The following is a 14,796-nucleotide window of genomic DNA, read 5'->3' on the forward strand; positions in this document are numbered from 1 at the left end:
GGTGCCCGGGGCCCCTCCTCCGGTCACGGCCGACTGGGCATGCTCGCTTGGCCGTTGCCCAGGCGCCACCGGCGCAGATGGCAGCTCTGGATCGTCCTGCCGAGTGCCTCCGCCGCCGCTGCCGGACTGACGCTGCCGAGGAGGATCCGGTCCTCCTCCTCCGTCCAGCGGCGCCGGGTGTGTGCGGCTCTCATGCCCGCAGGGCGAGACCAGGCCGGGAGCAGCGCGGCGGCGGCCCGTTTGCGCTCCAATGACAGGCAGCCGGGGTAGTAGAGGTCCGCGGCCAGGCGCTGGGCCACCGCCATCGTGTAGAGGATGTTGAAGACGTTGTCGCGGGCGTTGCGCCTGAGGTTGCGCTCGGCGCCCGTCGTGTCCCTGCAGTAGTCGCGCAGGAAGCCCGCGACAGCCGCGCTCGCCGTGGCCAGGGAGACGAAGGGGAAGCCCTTGCCGGTGAAGCCGACGGAGCCGTCCGCGTCGATCAGCCCCCGCAGGTAGTCGCGCCGGGAGAACTCCCCGGCGGGCGGAGCGATCGTCACCGACTTGCGGCCGTACGGCAGGCCGCATGCGTTGAGCCGTGTCCTGGCCTCGAGGGAGCACAGGGTCCACGTGGCCGAGGTGTGGACCTCGGCGAAGTTGGTGGACCTGGTGCGCTCGGTGACACTGCTGTTGTACGGCGTCAGCCGCTGGAACTCGCGCAGCAGACCGACGTCCTGGCTGTTGAGTTCCACCGACAACTTGCCCTTCTGCCCGACACCTTGCTGCAGGTGCCCGTCCGCCTGCAGGAACCCGAACATATAGGCGTACTCGGGAACCCGGAGGTCCATGAACCGGTGAGTGACAGGCTCGCAGTCAGCCATGGGAAGCCCCCACTTCCATGCTGGTCAGGCCCTCGGCCGGGGGTGTCCGGGCGAGGGCCTGACGAGTTGATCGTGTGGCGAGCCTAGGTCGGCGGTTCGGTGACCGGACGGGTGATCGACCAGCTTCACCCCTGTGGGTTAACTCAGCCGCTTCTCCAGCAGGGTCACCGCGTACGGGCTGCCCGTGCCGTTCGGTTCGGCCTGTTGTTCTCCTGTGACGCGGTAGCCCGCCTTCTCGTAGTACGCGCGCAGGCGCGGGTTCGTGGCGAGGCAGTCCAGGCGGGCGTGGGTGCGGCCGGTGGCCCGGATGCGGGACTCGGCGTGGGCCAGGAGGTGGCGGCCCGTGCCCGGTGGGGCCGTGTGCGGGGTGACCATCAGGCGGTGGATGTAACCGGCGTCCGCGGGGCGGGGGCCCCAGGCCGCGAGGTCGGTCCACCACAGCTCGTAGGCGCCGGTCAGGTGGGGGCCGGTGTGGGCCAGCCAGACCTCGCCCTCGCGCATGCGGTGCAGGAAGTGTTCCTCGTTCTTGGCACCGGGCCGCCACTGGTCGATGCCGCGGGCCTGCTGCCACAGGGCCGCCGTGGAGTACAGGCGCACCAGCGCGGGCGCGTCGGCGGGGGTCGCCCGGCGGTACACCGGCTCCGGCCGGCCGGCGGGCGGCTCCTCCAGGTAGCGGGCGCGCAAGGCCGCCTTCAGGGCGTCGGTGTCCATCCCGAGGGCCGTGCCGACGTACGCGTCGACCGAGCCGTACCGCTCGCGCAGCGCCGCCAGGAACAGGCGCATCACCGGGGCGGGTGTCGTGCCGAAGGCCGGCCAGGTGGGGGTGCGGCCGCCGTTGCGGGCGCTCCACTCCGCCAGCAGGGCGCCGGTGGCCAGGGCGGTGAGGGTGAAGTCCTCGACGATCGTGTCCTCGGGGACGTCGAGCAGGGCCAGCACCAGGGCGGCCAGTTCGCCGGTGCGGTCCTTGCCCGACGCGCAGTGGAAGACCACCGGTTCGCGTGCGTCCGCGATCAGCTCCAGGGCCGTGCGGATCTCCTCGCGGCCGTCGTCGGCCACTTCCATGAAGCGGTCCGCGAGGTAGGGGCCCGGGTCGACGTCCGCCGTCAGGGCGGCCTGGTCGTAGGGGCGGTGCTCGATGCTCAGGTGGTGGTACGTGAAGGAGGCGTCCTCGGGGACCCGGCCGCGCGCCTCGATCTCCCAGCCGTGGCGCAGGTCGATCACCGTGCCCGTGCCCAGGGCGAGGAAGCGGTCCCAGTCGGTGGTGCCGGGGCGCAGCTTGCCCAGGGAGTCGGAGCGGTACAGCCGGCCGGGCCGGACCCGGTGGCGGCCGTCCGCGGTGCGGTAGCCGCCCAGGTCGCGGAAGTTGTGCAGGGCGTCGAAGGGTATGTGCCGGTCCACGCCGCCCCGTCCTACCGCTGTTCCCGGTGGATCTTGGTGTTGGACGCCTGGGCGCGTGGGCGCAGGACGAGCAGGTCGACGTTGACGTGGCTGGGGCGGGTGACGGCCCAGGTGATGGTGTCGGCCACGTCGTCCGCGGTGAGCGGTTCGGCGACGCCCTCGTAGACCTTGGCCGCCTTCTCGCGGTCGCCGCCGAAGCGGGTCAGCGCGAACTCGTCGGTCTTGACCATGCCGGGCGCGATCTCGATGACGCGGACGGGCTTGCCGACGATCTCCAGCCGGAGCGTCTCGGCGAGGACGTGGGCGCCGTGCTTGGCGGCGACGTAGCCCCCGCCGCCCTCGTAGGTGCTGTGCGCGGCCGTCGACGACACCACGACGACCGTGCCGTCGCCGCTCGCCTCCAGCTTGGGGAGCAGGGCCTGGGTGACGTTCAGGGTGCCGAGGACGTTGGTCTCGTACATCGTGCGCCAGTCCTGCGGGTCGCCGGTGGCGACCGGGTCGGCGCCGAGCGCGCCGCCCGCGTTGTTCACGAGCACGCCGATGGTCTTGAAGGCGGTGGCGAACTCGTCGACGGCCGCGCGGTCGGTGACGTCGAGGCGGTACGCGGTCGCGGAGCCGCCGGCCTCGGTGATCTCCTTGGCGAGCGCCTCGATGCGGTCCTCGCGGCGGGCGGTGAGGACGACGCGGTAGCCGGCCGCGGCGAGCCGGCGGGCCGTGGCGGCGCCGATGCCGCTGCTCGCGCCCGTCACGACGGCGATGCGGGAGGCGGCGGACGGGGCGGCGGGGGCGGTGGCCATGGAGGACGACTCCTCGTGCGGACGACGGGTGGCCCCGTCAGGATAAGCGGGGCGCCTGTCGCGCCGTGGGGCCGGTGGGGCGCTGGCCGTTGGGGGGGGCGCGGGGAGACCGGGGGCTGGGAAGTCGGGCGGTCGGGCGGTCGGGCGGTCGGGCGGTCGGTCGGTCTCCGTGGGCCGCCCGCGTTCGGCCGCCCGCGGTCAGTTCCCGCGCGGCGCGTACATGATCACCGCCATGCCCGCCAGGCAGACCAGGGCGCCCGTGACGTCCCAGCGGTCCGGGCGGTAGCCGTCGGCGACCGCGCCCCACGCGAGCGAGCCCGCGACGAAGACGCCGCCGTACGCCGCGAGGATCCGGCCGAAGTGGGCGTCGGGCTGGAACGTGGCGGCGAAGCCGTAGGCGCCGAGCGCCAGGACGCCCCCGGTGATCCACAGCCAGCCGCGGTGTTCGCGCACGCCCTGCCAGACTAGCCAGGCCCCGCCGATTTCGAGGAGCGCGGCGACGACGAAGAGGGCGACGGAGCGGAGGATCGGCATGGGGGCAGCTTCGCAGACGGCCCGGCGCGGGGCCCGGTTCGGGTGACGTCACCTGTTGGAGGGCGCCTGTGGGGCGGCGGGCGGGGGATACATCACCAGGTCCTGTGGGTCCGGTCGGCCGAGGAGTGACAGTGGTGGTGGCAGTGGGCGGCAGGCGCCGTGCGCGGGTTCTCGCTCTGGGGTGGGTGGCGGCCGCGGTGCCGGTGGTGGTCGCCCTCGCCGCCGGACCGGCCCGGGCCCAGGAGCCGGCGCCGGGGGCCGGTCTCACCTACCACGGCTACGCGGCGCTCGACGGCGGCCGCGTCGACGTCCGGCTGACCCCGCGCAACCACGGGCCGTCGGCGGTCCCCGACGCGACGGTGCGGCTGCGCTGGTCGGTGCCGCTCGCCCGGCGCGCGCAGCCGCTGCCGCCCGGGTGCGCGCGCACCGGTGAGCGGGACGTGATGTGCCGTACGGGCGCGCTGGACGCGGACGGGTGGGGCGGGGAGCTGGTGCTCGGGGTGTGGCTGCGGGGGCGTCCGGCGGAGGTGACGCTGGACATCGCCACGGTGTGGGCCGCCGGGGCGGTGGACCGCGACCGGGGGAACGACCGGCAGCGGCTGCTGGTGCTGGACACCGGCGACACGTACTCCTTCTGACGGGTGGTGCACGGATGTCCGGCTACTCCGGGTACGCGCGGGTCCGGCTGCTCGACGAGCTGTCCGTCGTCTCCCACCGCTACGTCGCCTCGTACGCGCTGTTCAACCAGGCCGTCGCCGACCGCCTGGGCCTGCACCCGACCGATCTGCAGTGCCTGAACCTGCTCACGCTGGAGCCGGGCCCGGTGACCACCGGCCGGATCGCCCAGCTCACGGGCCTGACGACCGGGTCGGCGACGCGGCTGGTGGACCGGCTGGAGCGGGCCGGGTACGTCCGCCGGGAGCGGGACGCGGCCGACCGGCGCAAGGTGCTGGTGGCGACGGTGCCGGAGCGGATCGCGGAGTTCCGGCGGATGTGGGAGCGGCTGGGCGGCGACCGCTCGGCGCTGTTCGAGGACCTGCAGGAGGAGGAACTCGCGGCGATCGTCGGCCACATGAGGCGGACGGTGCAGTTCAGCGGCGAGCAGATCGCCCGGCTCAGGTCCGGCGGCGCACGCCGCGCGGGGATCGGCGAACGGGAGGCGTCCCGGGCCGACACCCCTTAAGGGGGCGTCTCGTCCAGCGTGCGGGCATGACCGTCCTCGGCTACGACCGTTGCTGTGCCGAACTGCTCATGCAGACCGACCTGTTGAGAGCGCTGGTCGCGGATGCGGACCCGTCCGTCGCGGTGCCGGGCTGTCCCGGGTGGAACCTCGCTCAGCTGCTGCGGCACGTCGGCGGCGCCCACCGCTGGGCGGAGGCGGTCGTGCGGACCCGCTCGGCGGAGCCCGTGCCGCACGACCTGGTCGACGAGGTCGCCGGGTACGCGCACGAGACGCCGGAGGCGCTGGACGCCTGGCTCGCCGACGGGGCGCGGCACCTGGTGGAGGCGTTGCGGGGTGCCGGGCCCGACGTGCCGGTGTGGTCGCCGGGGCCCGGCAGGACGGCGCTGTTCTGGGCGCGCCGCATGCTGCACGAGACCGTCGTCCACCGGGCCGACGCATCCCGGGCGGTGGGCGCGCCGTTCGCCGTCGCGCGGGACGTGGCGCTGGACGCCGTGGACGAGTGGATGGGGTTCGGGTCGGCGCCGGAGCTGGTCGAGCCGGCGCCCGGGGTGGTGCCGCTGCTGGGGCCGGGCCGCACCCTGCACGTCCGTGCGACCGGCACGGGCACCGACGCCGCCGTCGAGGCCGCCGCGGAGTGGCTGGTCGACCTGAGCGGCGACGCCGTGGCCTGGCGCCGCGCCCACGCGGAGGCCGCGGTGACGGTACGGGCCGCGCCGGCCGACCTCGTGCTGCTGCTGTACGGCCGGTACACCGCCGACGACCGGCGCGTGGAGGTCCAGGGCGACCGGGCGCTGCTGGACCTGTGGCTGGAGCGGACGAGCTTCTGGCTGCGGGAGTGAGCGGGCCGGCCGGGCGCGGGGTCAGCGCGCGGCCTGGGCGTACGCCGTCGGCGGGACGCCCACGGTCGCGGTGAAGTCGCGGACCAGGTGGGCCTGGTCGGCGTAGCCGAGGTCGGCGGCGAGGGCGGCCCAGTCGACCGCGCGCTCGGTCTCGGCCCGCTCCAGGGCCTCGTGGATGCGGTAGCGCAGGATGACCCACTTGGGGCCGACACCGACGTAGGCCGAGAAGAGGCGTTGCAGCAGCCGCACGGACAGGCCCTCGGTGCGGGCGAAGTCGGCGACGCGGCGGATGCCGCGGTCGGTGCGGATGCGCTCGACGAGGGACATGGCGAGGTCGGCCTGGGGGTCGGGTCGGGGGCTGAGGGAGAGCAGGAAGGCGTCGAGGGCGGCGACGCGGGCGTCCTCCTCGGGCGGGTCCAGGACGGCGGCGACCCTGTCCTGCGTGGTCCGCGGGAGGTGGATGGCGGGCGTGGTCGGCGTGGCCTGTGGGGCCGGGCCTGCCGGCGCCTCGGGGAAGCGGACGCGGCGGCCGGTCCAGTCGGACACGGGGCGGTCCGGGAAGAAGGGGCGGAAGCCGCCCGGCCGGAACTGGATGCCGCAGACCCGGCCCCGCCCCTGGAGCTGCTGCGTGAACAGCTCCAGCCCGACGCCGGACACCTCGGCGAACGGGGCCTGTCCCTCGAAGTGCTGGAAGACGATGTTGACCGACGGGTGCGGGACGACGTGGGACGCGTACGGCTGGGGGAGGTCCCAGTCGATCAGCCAGTAGTGCTCCAGGTAGGGGCGCAGGGCCTCGGCGGGTTCGCGGCGGCGGAAGCGCACGCGGGAGAACAGCTCGGCGGCGTCCACGATGCCTCGGGTGTCACGGCGGGGAGCGGCCATGCGGCGATCGTAGGACGGGGGTCCGACAGCCGCAGGGGAGCACGGGGGCGGGACGGAATACGGAGACGGGGGCCACTGTTTGCCCGTATAGTTTAATCGTCAACCAAATGCGGAGGGTGAGCGGCCATGCAGTTCGGGATCTTCACGGTCGGCGACGTCACGCCGGACCCCACCACGGGGCGTACGCCGACCGAGCGCGAGCGGATCAAGGCCATGGTCGCCATCGCGCTCAAGGCCGAGGAGGTCGGCCTGGACGTCTTCGCGACCGGCGAGCACCACAACCCGCCGTTCGTGCCGTCCTCCCCGACGACGATGCTCGGCTACATAGCGGCGCAGACGCAGCGGCTGGTCCTGTCCACCTCCACCACGCTCATCACCACCAACGACCCGGTGAAGATCGCGGAGGACTTCGCGATGCTGCAGCACCTCGCCGACGGCCGGGTGGACCTGATGATGGGCCGCGGCAACACCGGCCCGGTCTACCCCTGGTTCGGCAAGGACATCCGCCAGGGCATCAACCTCGCCGTGGAGAACTACGCGCTGCTGCACCGGCTGTGGCGCGAGGACGTCGTGGACTGGGAGGGCAGGTTCCGCACCCCGCTGCAGGGCTTCACCTCCACCCCGCGGCCCCTGGACGGGGTCCCGCCGTTCGTCTGGCACGGCTCGATCCGCTCGCCCGAGATCGCCGAGCAGGCCGCGTACTACGGTGACGGCTTCTTCCACAACAACATCTTCTGGCCCGCCGACCACACCAAGCGGATGGTCGAGCTCTACCGCAACCGGTACGCGCACTACGGCCACGGCACGCCCGAGCAGGCCATCGTCGGCCTCGGCGGCCAGGTGTTCATGCGCCCGAACTCCCAGGACGCGGTCCGCGAGTTCCGCCCCTACTTCGACAACGCACCGGTCTACGGCCACGGGCCCTCGCTGGAGGACTTCACCGAGCAGACCCCGCTGACCGTCGGCTCCCCGCAGCAGGTCATCGAGAAGACGCTGGCCTTCCGCGAGTACGCCGGTGACTACCAGCGCCAGCTGTTCCTGATGGACCACGCCGGGCTGCCCCTGAAGACCGTGCTGGAGCAGATCGACCTGCTGGGCGAGGAGGTCGTACCGGTGCTGCGCAAGGAGTTCGCGGCGGGCCGCCCGGCCGGCGTGCCCGAGGCGCCGACCCACACCTCCCTGCTCGCCGCCGCCCGCAAGGGCCAGGACGTCGAGGACCAGGAGGTCGTGGCATGAAGCTCGTCGTGGTGTCCGCGGGACTGAGCGTGCCGTCGTCGACGCGGCTGCTGGGGGACCGGCTGGCCGCGGCGGTGGAACGCCGGGCCGAGGACGTGGACGTGCAGGTGGTGGAGTTGCGGGACCTCGCCGTGGAGATCGCCCACCACTTCACCAACGGGTTCCCGGGGCGGGCGCTGGCCGCCGCGCTGGACGCGGTGACCGGGGCCGACGGCCTGATCGTCGTCACGCCCGTGTTCTCCGCGTCGTACAGCGGACTGTTCAAGTCCTTCTTCGACGTGCTGGACAAGGACGCGCTGACGGGTAAGCCGGTGCTGATCGCCGCGACCGGGGGCACGGCACGGCACTCGCTGGTCCTGGAGCACGCGCTGCGGCCGCTGTTCGCGTACCTGCGGGCCGTGGTCGTGCCCACCGGGGTCTACGCCGCGTCGGAGGACTGGGGCGGCACGGACGGCCTGGCCGACCGCGTCGAACGGGCGGCCGCCGAACTGACCACCCTCATGCAGGGCCTCACCCCGACCCACCGCACCCCGAAGTCCGACGTCGAGGTCACCCCCTTCGCCGAACTTCTGACACAGGGCCCACCGCTCCCGCACCACGCCCACGACACGGTGAGAGCCCAGTAAGAAGCCCACCCCCACCCGTCCCACCCCCGCCCGACCGCCGGAGGCCTTGGCAGACTGGACCCGTGCCTCAGACCCTGCTCCTCGCCGAAGACGACCGCGCCATCCGTCACGCCCTCGAACGGGCACTGACCCTGGAGGGCTACCAGGTCACCGCGGTCGCCGACGGCGTGGAGGCGCTGGCGCAGGCGCACAAGAGCCCCCCGGACGTCCTGGTCCTCGACGTGATGATGCCCGGGATCGACGGCCTCCAGGTGTGCCGCGTCCTGCGCGCCGAGGGCGACCGCACGCCCATCCTCATGCTCACCGCCCTGGTCGAGACCGCCGACCGCATCGCGGGCCTGGACGCCGGTGCCGACGACTACGTCGTGAAGCCCTTCGACGTCGAGGAGGTCTTCGCCCGGCTGCGCGCCCTCCTGCGCCGCACGAGCAGCACCGGCGGCACCGGCGCCACGGACGGTCCCGGCGCGCCCGCCCCCGCCGCCCGGGAGTCCGAGCCGCCCGCCGAACGGCTCCTCACCGCCGCCGGCCTGCGCATGGACCCCCAGGCCCGCCGGGCCTGGCGCGGCGGCCGCGAGCTGGAACTGACCCGCACCGAGTTCGAGCTGCTGGAACTGCTCGTCCGCAACGCGGGCATCGTGCTCGACCACTCAACGATCTACGACCGCATCTGGGGCTACGACTTCGGCCCCGGCTCGAAGAACCTCGCCGTCTACGTCGGCTACCTGCGCCGCAAGCTCGACGAGCCCGGCGCGCCGCAGCTCATCCACACCGTGCGCGGCGTCGGCTACGTCCTGCGGGAGGACTGAGTGGGCACCGCCCCCGGCGTCCGGCTGCGCCGGCTGCTGGCCCGGCGGCGCCCGAGGCTCGTCTCGCTCGGCACGACCTTCGCCGTGTCCTTCGCGGCCGTCACCGCCGCCGCGACCGTCCTGGTCGGCATCCTGTCGTACAACGCCGCCGCCCGGCTGGTCCGCGTCGACCAGCAGTCGGTGTTCGACGAGGTCGTCCAGGACCTGCGGGACGAGGTCCGCCAGCACGCGATGACCCCGCAGGACTTCTCCTCCTCCGCGCCGGGCCACGACCTGGTCCGCCCGGCCCGCACCGACGTGCAGGTCCTCGGCCCGGACGGCGCCGTCGTCGACCCCGGGCGGCCGGGGCTGCCGGTCACGGCCGCCGACCGGGTCACCGCGGGGACGGCGACGGCCGGGCGGATGACCGCGCACAAGGACGTCGACGTCGGCAGCGACGTCTACCGCATCGCGACCGTCTCCCTCGGCAGCGGCCGGGGTGCCGTGCAGGTCGCGCAGGAGTTCAGCGACACCGAGGACCTGCTGCGGGCGCTCCAGCAGCGCACGCTGATCCTGATGGCGGCGGTCGTGACAGCGGCCGGGCTGTTCGGCTGGTGGCTGGCGCGGCGCATCACGCGCCGCCTGGTCATCCTCACCACCGCCGCGGAGGACGTGGCCCGCACCCGGCGGCTCGGGGTGCAGGTGCCCGTCACCGGGTCCGACGAGGTGGGGCGCCTCGGCCGGGCGTTCGACCGGATGCTGGGCCGCCTCGCGCAGTCCGAGGAGGACCAGCGCCGGCTCGTCCAGGACGCCGGCCACGAGCTGCGGACGCCGCTGACCTCCCTGCGCACCAACATCTCCCTGCTGCGCCGGATCGACGAGCTGCCGCCCGGCACCCGCGACGACCTGGTCGCCGACCTCACCCAGGAGGCGCGGGAGCTGACCGACCTGGTCAACGAACTGGTCGAGCTGGCGGCCGGGCAGTCCGGCACGGAGCCGCCGCAGCGGGTGGACCTCGGGGAGATCGCCGAGGAGGTCGCGGCGCTCGCCCGGCGCCGTACGGGGCGGGAGGTGCTGGTGCGGGCGAGCGGTGACACGACCACCGACGGGCGGCCGGGGATGCTGACGCGGGCGGTGTCGAACCTCGTGGAGAACGCCACCAAGTTCGACCGGGACGGGAAGGCGCCGGTCGAGATCAACGTCACCGGCCCGGCGCGGCCGGGGACGGTTCGGGTGGAGGTGCTGGACCGGGGCCCGGGGATCGCCGACTGCGACCTCACGCGCGTCTTCGACCGGTTCTACCGGGCCGCGGACGCCCGGTCCCTGCCGGGGTCGGGGCTGGGGCTGTCGATCGTGCGGGAGGTCGCCCTGTCACACGGCGGCACACCGTTCGCGTTCGGGCGTGCGGGGGGCGGGGCGGTGATCGGGTTCACGGTGGGGGGACGGCCGTAGCCCTGCGGCCGTGGCCGGACTGGTCGCGCTGGCGCTGGGGATCGTGGTGGGGCACCTCGCCGACCGGTACGGTGCGCGCGGCGTGTACGCGGTCACGCTCCTGGTGCAGGCCGCGGCCACGGCGGCGTTCGTGCTGGTGGACGGCTTCGGCACGTTCGTGGCGGTGGTGTGCGCGGCCGCCGGGGCGAAGGCGGCGGGGCTCGCCGCGCGCAGTCCCCTCATCCGGGTCCACGGGGGCGACCGGCCGCAGGAGTTCCGTGCCTACCTGCGCGCCGTGACCAATGTCGGCATCTCGTTCGGCGCGCTCGGCGCCGGCTGGGTCGTCCAGACCGGCACGCCGGCGGCGTACCGGCTCATGGTCGCCGGCAACGCGCTCGCCTTCCTGGCCGCGGCGGCCGTCCTCGTCCTGCTGCCCCCGGTGACCCCGGCCCCGGCCGGACCGCGCTGGGGCGCCCTGCGGGACCGGCCGTACCTCCTGCTCACCGCGCTGGACGGGCTCATGGCCGTCCAGTTCAAGGTGCTGACCGTGGCCGTGCCGCTGTGGCTGGTCGGGCAGACCGACGCGCCCCGCTGGCTCGTCTTCGGAACGATGCTCACGGGCACGGTGATCGTCGTGCTGTTCGGGGTCTTCGGCCTGGGCGCCGGACTCGCGGAGACCCTGGGCCCGGGTCTGCTGATCGCCCTGTGCATCGGCTGGGGGCGGCCCGGGTGGTACGTCGTCGGCGTCCTGTTCGCCCTGACCGGCGCGGCGGCACCGGTCGCGGTGCGCCGGGCCCGGCGGGCGGAGCGGAGCGGTCCGGTGGCCGCCGTCCCGCAGCGGGTGTCGGCGGGCGGCTGACCGGTTCTGCCCGGCGAGGGCCCGTCAGGCCGGGTAGGCGTGGGTCTGGGCTGCCTTGACCGTGGCCCAGACCGGGGTGCCGCTACGCAGGCCCAGTTCGGCGGCGGCGAGGGTGGTCAGGTCGGCGGCCAGGGGGAGTTCGCCGGTGAGGGCGATGCGGATCTGGTCGCCGTGGGTCTCCAGGCCGGTCACCTCGCAGCGCCAGAGGTTGCGGGCGCTGGAGCCGGTCGGGCGGTCGCGGTGCAGGGTGACCGCGCTGGGCGGGAAGGCGACGAAGACCGGGCCGGTGAGGTCCTCGGTCGTGGTGATCGCGGGCCCGGCGTCCAGGCGGACCGTGTGTCCCGCGGCCTCGCCCCGGTAGAGGTTGAGGCCGACCAGGTGGGCGATGTAGTCGGTGCGCGGGTGGCGGGCGATGTCGGAGGGGCCGCCCTCCTGCACACTGCGGCCGTCCTCGATGACGACGAGGTGGTCGGCCAGCACCATGGCGTCCAGCGGGTCGTGCGTCACGAGCACCGCCACCGCCTCGAACTCGGCCAGGTGGTGCCGCAGTCGGGCGCGCACGTCGAGGCGGGTGCGGGCGTCGAGGGCGGCCAGCGGCTCGTCGAGGAGCAGCAGCCGCGGGTGGGTGGCCAGGGCGCGGGCGAGGGCCACGCGCTGCGCCTGGCCGCCGGAGAGCCGGCGCGGCTTGCTCGCCGCGTGCTCGGCGAGACCCATGCGCTCCAGCCACTCGGCGGCCTGCGCCCGTGCCCGCGCCCGGCCGACGCCCCGGCAGCGCGGCCCGAACGCCACGTTGTCCAGCGCGGACAAGTGGGGGAAGAGCAGGTAGTCCTGGAAGACCACGCCGACCGGGCGGTCCTCCGGCGGCGTACGCTCCAACGGCACGCCGTCCAGCCGCAGATGACCGGCGGACAGCGGGACCAGACCGGCGAGGGCGCGCAGCGCGGTCGTCTTGCCGGCGCCGTTGGGGCCGAGGAGCGCGACGACGTCGCCGGGGGCCGCGGACAGCGCCACGTCGAGCCGGAACGCGCCCCGCTCGACGACCAGGCGGGCGTCCAGCCCTTCGGCGGGCAGGGGTGCGGAAACGGCGGCGGGGGCCGGGTCGTCGGCGGTCATGACGCGGTCATCCAGCGGTCGCGCAGGCCCGCCAGCACCGCGACCGACACGGCGAGCAGGACCAGGCTGAGGGCGATCGCCGCCTCGGGGTCGTTCTGCAGGGCGAGGTAGACCGCGAGCGGCATGGTCTGGGTGCGGCCGGGGAAGTTGCCGGCGAAGGTGATGGTCGCGCCGAACTCGCCGAGCGCCCGGGCCCACGCGAGGACCGCCCCGGCGGCGACACCGGGCGCGATGAGCGGCAGCGTCACCCGCCGGAACGCGGTGAAGCGGGAGGCGCCCAGCGTCGTGGCGGCCTCCTCGTAGCGGGGGTCGGCGGCCCGCAGGGTGCCCTCGACGCTGATGACGAGGAACGGCATCGCGACGAACGCCTCGGCGATCACCACGCCGGTCGTGGTGAACGGCAGCGTGAGCCCGAACCAGGAGTCCAGCCACCGCCCCACCACCCCGTTGCGGCCGAGTGCCATCAGCAGCGCCACACCGCCCACCACGGGCGGCAGCACCAGCGGCAGCGTGACGAGGGCCCGCACCAGCCCCCGTCCCCGGAACTCGACCCGGGCCAGCAGCCAGGCCAGCGGCACCCCGAGCACCAGGCTGACCGCGGTCGCCGCCGTCGCGCACACCAGGGACAGCCGCAGCGCCTGCCACACCTCGGCGCTGGTCAGCAGCTCCGGCATGCTCCGCCAGGGGGCCCGGACCAGCAGGGCCACCAGCGGCAGCACCAGGAACACCAGCCCGGCCAGCGCGGGCAGCAGCAGCGGCAGCGGCGCGCCGCCACGGCCGGGACGCGGTGGCGGTGCCGTCACGGTTCGAGGAACCCGGCCCCGGTCAGGACCTTCCGGCCCTCGGCGGAGCGCACGAGGGCGATGAACGCCTGGGCGGTGTCGGTGTGGTGCGCGCCCTTGAGCAGGGTGATCGGATAGTCGTTGACGGCGTCGGCCGACTCGGGGAAGTCCACGCCCTCCACCTTGTCACCGGCGGCCCGCACATCGGTCCTGTACACGACGGCGGCGTCGGCCTCCTTCAACACCACCTTGTTGAGCGCGGACTTGACGTCCTCCTCGTAGGAGACCGGGGTGAGCTTCAGCCCGCCGGCGTCCAGGGCCTTCCGGGCGGCGGCCCCGCACGGCACGGCCTGGTCGCACAGCACGACCTTCAGGCCGGACCGGGTGAGGTCCTTCAGGGAGGCGATCTTGTCGGGGTTGCCCGGGAGGGTCGCGATCTCGAGCCGGTTGCGGACGAAGGTGGCGGGCGTGCCGGAGGCGTCCCCCGCGTCGGTGACGACCTTCATCGTCTTCGGGCTGGCCGAGGCGAACACGTCGGCGGGCGCGCCCCCGGTGATGCTCGCGGCCAGGGCGTCGCTGCCGCCGAAGCTGAAGGTGACCGTGGTGCCGGGGTGCGCCTCCTCGAACTCCTTGCCCAGCGTGGTGAAGCTCTCCTTCAGCGAGGCGGCGGCGAAGACGGTCACCTCACCGGACAGCTTGCCGGAGGAGTCCTTCCCGGACCCGGACCCGGACCCGGACCCGCCGGTGCCGGAGCAGGCGCTCAGGGCCAGCAGGGCGGCGACCCCCGCACCGGCCGCCTGCCACGTCCGGCGGGTCCGGCGGGCAAGGCGCACAGAACGGGTCATCACGGGTCCACTCCCTCGGGTCCTGACGGACTCGGCCACGGTCCGATGATAATGCCGCACCTGCGAGGAGGAAGCCCCTAGTCACATCGCATGAGCAGGGTCGAGGCGTGGATCGCTTGGCATGTGCGATCGTACGACCGTCCCGGCCTGCCCCCCCGGCCCGCCCCCCGGCGTGCCCCGCCGCGACCCGCCGTCAGGCCCGGTCGACGTGCACGTTGGTGGACTTCACCCGGGCCGTGGCCTCCATGCCGACCTCCAGGCCCAGTTCCTCCACGGCCTCCCGGGTCAGCAGGGACACCAGCCGGTGCGGGCCGGCCTGGATCTCCACCTGGGCGGCGACGTCCCCGAGCTTGATCGCGGTGACGATGCCGGGGAACGCGTTGCGGACGGAGGTGGTGGGGACGTCCTCCTCGCCGCTGCCGGTGCGCGCGAGTTCGACGGAGAAGGCGGCCAGGTCCCGGCCGTCGACGAGCCGCTTGCCGTGCTCGTCGCGGTGGGTGGCCACCCGGCCCGCGTCCGCCCACCGCCGGGCGGTGTCCGGGCTCACTCCGAGCAGCCGCGCGGCCTGACCGATCGTGTATGACTGCATGCGCGCCAAGATAGGCCAGCACCGGGACACGCACCGGAAG

17 protein-coding genes are annotated in these 14,796 nt (G+C 74.3%); 8 read left to right on the forward strand and 9 right to left on the reverse strand.

What is annotated here, in order from left to right; all coding sequences use genetic code 11:
• Positions 1–23 precede the first annotated feature (23 nt).
• From E4U92_RS25795 to E4U92_RS25810, 4 genes are all read right to left on the reverse strand, one after another.
• Complete coding sequence (locus E4U92_RS25795; protein WP_308433323.1) at positions 24–824, reverse strand: LAGLIDADG family homing endonuclease; 801 nt, start codon at positions 822–824, stop codon at positions 24–26.
• A 171-nt stretch (positions 825–995) separates the two neighbouring features.
• Positions 996–2,255: a GNAT family N-acetyltransferase gene (locus tag E4U92_RS25800; RefSeq protein WP_137302866.1), complete on the reverse strand. Its 1,260-nt coding sequence runs from the start codon at positions 2,253–2,255 to the stop codon at positions 996–998.
• An 11-nt stretch (positions 2,256–2,266) separates the two neighbouring features.
• A complete protein-coding gene (locus tag E4U92_RS25805; protein WP_137302867.1) occupies positions 2,267–3,052 on the reverse strand; it encodes an SDR family NAD(P)-dependent oxidoreductase in 786 nt (261 codons plus the stop codon).
• Between the two features lie 198 nt (positions 3,053–3,250).
• Entirely contained in the window at positions 3,251–3,586 is a 336-nt protein-coding gene (locus tag E4U92_RS25810) for a YnfA family protein (protein ID WP_137302868.1), read from the reverse strand.
• A gap of 131 nt (positions 3,587–3,717) precedes the next feature.
• Between E4U92_RS25810 and E4U92_RS25815 the strand changes: the two genes are divergently transcribed.
• From E4U92_RS25815 to E4U92_RS25825, 3 genes are read left to right on the forward strand one after another with little or no spacing between them, the layout of a single operon-like run.
• Positions 3,718–4,224: a hypothetical protein gene (locus E4U92_RS25815; protein WP_373311692.1), complete on the forward strand. Its 507-nt coding sequence runs from the start codon at positions 3,718–3,720 to the stop codon at positions 4,222–4,224.
• A 14-nt stretch (positions 4,225–4,238) separates the two neighbouring features.
• Positions 4,239–4,769: a MarR family winged helix-turn-helix transcriptional regulator gene (locus E4U92_RS25820; RefSeq protein WP_137302869.1), complete on the forward strand. Its 531-nt coding sequence runs from the start codon at positions 4,239–4,241 to the stop codon at positions 4,767–4,769.
• Positions 4,770–4,795: 26 nt separating this feature from the next.
• Complete coding sequence (locus tag E4U92_RS25825) at positions 4,796–5,608, forward strand: maleylpyruvate isomerase family mycothiol-dependent enzyme (protein ID WP_137302870.1); 813 nt, start codon at positions 4,796–4,798, stop codon at positions 5,606–5,608.
• Positions 5,609–5,629: 21 nt separating this feature from the next.
• On the opposite strand, the gene E4U92_RS25830 is transcribed toward E4U92_RS25825, so the two are convergent.
• Positions 5,630–6,490 (reverse strand): helix-turn-helix transcriptional regulator, encoded by an 861-nt coding sequence (locus tag E4U92_RS25830; RefSeq protein ID WP_137302871.1) that lies wholly within the window; start codon positions 6,488–6,490, stop codon positions 5,630–5,632.
• Between the two features lie 126 nt (positions 6,491–6,616).
• Between E4U92_RS25830 and E4U92_RS25835 the strand changes: the two genes are divergently transcribed.
• From E4U92_RS25835 to E4U92_RS25855, 5 genes are all read left to right on the forward strand, one after another.
• Positions 6,617–7,726, forward strand: a complete 1,110-nt coding sequence (locus E4U92_RS25835; RefSeq protein ID WP_137302872.1) for an LLM class flavin-dependent oxidoreductase — start codon at positions 6,617–6,619, stop codon at positions 7,724–7,726.
• Positions 7,723–8,352, forward strand: a complete 630-nt coding sequence (locus tag E4U92_RS25840; RefSeq protein ID WP_137302873.1) for an FMN reductase — start codon at positions 7,723–7,725, stop codon at positions 8,350–8,352. Before E4U92_RS25835 ends, E4U92_RS25840 begins: the two co-directional genes overlap by 4 nt.
• A gap of 74 nt (positions 8,353–8,426) precedes the next feature.
• Positions 8,427–9,158, forward strand: coding sequence for a response regulator transcription factor (locus E4U92_RS25845; protein ID WP_137302953.1), 732 nt, complete (start codon positions 8,427–8,429; stop codon positions 9,156–9,158).
• On the forward strand, positions 9,159–10,589 hold the full coding sequence (locus E4U92_RS25850) for a sensor histidine kinase (protein WP_137302874.1): 1,431 nt from the start codon (positions 9,159–9,161) through the stop codon (positions 10,587–10,589).
• A 10-nt stretch (positions 10,590–10,599) separates the two neighbouring features.
• Positions 10,600–11,427 (forward strand): MFS transporter, encoded by an 828-nt coding sequence (locus E4U92_RS25855; RefSeq protein ID WP_137302875.1) that lies wholly within the window; start codon positions 10,600–10,602, stop codon positions 11,425–11,427.
• A gap of 24 nt (positions 11,428–11,451) precedes the next feature.
• Here E4U92_RS25855 and E4U92_RS25860 read toward each other — a convergent pair whose 3' ends face one another.
• The 4 genes from E4U92_RS25860 to E4U92_RS25875 all read right to left on the reverse strand — a co-directional run bounded on the left by E4U92_RS25860 (position 11,452) and on the right by E4U92_RS25875 (position 14,756).
• A complete protein-coding gene (locus E4U92_RS25860; protein ID WP_137302876.1) occupies positions 11,452–12,540 on the reverse strand; it encodes an ABC transporter ATP-binding protein in 1,089 nt (362 codons plus the stop codon).
• On the reverse strand, positions 12,537–13,343 hold the full coding sequence (modB, locus tag E4U92_RS25865; RefSeq protein WP_137302877.1) for a molybdate ABC transporter permease subunit: 807 nt from the start codon (positions 13,341–13,343) through the stop codon (positions 12,537–12,539). The genes E4U92_RS25860 and modB overlap by 4 nt, the downstream gene beginning before the upstream one ends.
• Positions 13,340–14,167, reverse strand: a complete 828-nt coding sequence (modA, locus tag E4U92_RS25870) for a molybdate ABC transporter substrate-binding protein (protein ID WP_137302878.1) — start codon at positions 14,165–14,167, stop codon at positions 13,340–13,342. Before modA ends, modB begins: the two co-directional genes overlap by 4 nt.
• Positions 14,168–14,360: 193 nt before the next feature.
• Positions 14,361–14,756, reverse strand: coding sequence for a TOBE domain-containing protein (locus E4U92_RS25875; RefSeq protein ID WP_137302879.1), 396 nt, complete (start codon positions 14,754–14,756; stop codon positions 14,361–14,363).
• Positions 14,757–14,796: the final 40 nt, after the last annotated feature.

It is taken from the genome of Streptomyces galbus (genome assembly GCF_005280195.1).
Classification (GTDB): domain Bacteria; phylum Actinomycetota; class Actinomycetes; order Streptomycetales; family Streptomycetaceae; genus Streptomyces; species Streptomyces galbus.